At 66.6% G+C, this 926-nt stretch carries 1 protein-coding gene and 1 pseudogene; both read right to left on the minus strand.

Translation table 11 applies throughout. From position 1 onward, the window contains the following. On the minus strand, nt 1-776 hold a 776-nt coding region (locus CO656_RS29515; RefSeq protein ID WP_097528139.1), incomplete at its 3' end, for an electron transfer flavoprotein subunit alpha/FixB family protein. A gap of 25 nt (nt 777-801) precedes the next feature. Beyond that, nucleotides 802-926, minus strand: a pseudogene (locus CO656_RS29520) (electron transfer flavoprotein subunit beta/FixA family protein); the annotation flags it as partial.

Here is a 926-nt window from a genome sequence, read left to right on the forward strand (position 1 = left end):
ATGCCGCAGGCGATGTAGAGGTCGGGGGCGACCACCTTGCCGGTCTGGCCGACCTGCCAGTCGTTCGGCGCATAGCCGGCATCGACGGCGGCGCGCGAGGCGCCGACGGCGGCGCCGAGCTTGTCGGCGACCGGCAGGATCACCTCCTTGAACTTCTCCGAGGAGCCGAGCGCCCGGCCGCCGGAGATGATGATCTTCGCCGAGGTCAGCTCCGGCCGGTCGGAGGAGGACAGCGCGTCGGAGACATGACTGGAAAGCCCCGGATCGGCGGCGGCCGAGACGCTCTCGATGACCGCTGAACCGCCTTCACCGGCGGCGGCGAACGAGGCGGTCCTGACGGTGATCACCCGCTTGGCTTCGCTCGTCTGCACCGTCTGGATGGCATTGCCGGCATAGATCGGCCGCCGATAAGTGTCGGCAGAGACCACTTCGATGATCTCCGAGACCTGGGCGACGTCGAGGAGGGCGGCAACCCGCGGCATGACGTTCTTGCCGACCGAGGTGGCGGCGGCAATCAGCGTGTCGTAGGAACCGGCGAGCGAGACGATCAGCGCCGCCAGCGGCTCGGCCAGGTTGTTGGCGAGCGAGGCGTCGTCGGCGACCAGCACCTTGGCGACGCCGGAAAGCTTGGCCGCCTGCTCGGCGACCCCTTTAACGCCTGAGCCGGCAATGAGCACATGCACATCGCCGCCGATCTTCGTCGCGGCGGTCAGCGCCTTCGCCGTCTGGTCGGAAAGGTGTGTGGTGTCGTGGTCAGCCAGAAGCAGAATGGCCATGATGGAAATCTCCCTTTCCTTAAACTTAAAGCACGCCGGCTTCGGACTTGAGCTTGTCGACGAGCTCGGCGACCGACTTCACCTTGATGCCGGCCTTGCGGCCGGACGGCTCTTCGGTCTTCAAGACCTTCAGCCGCGGTGCGGTGTCGA

The organism is Sinorhizobium sp. FG01 (assembly GCF_002531875.1).
Classification (GTDB): Bacteria; Pseudomonadota; Alphaproteobacteria; order Rhizobiales; family Rhizobiaceae; genus Sinorhizobium; species Sinorhizobium fredii_C.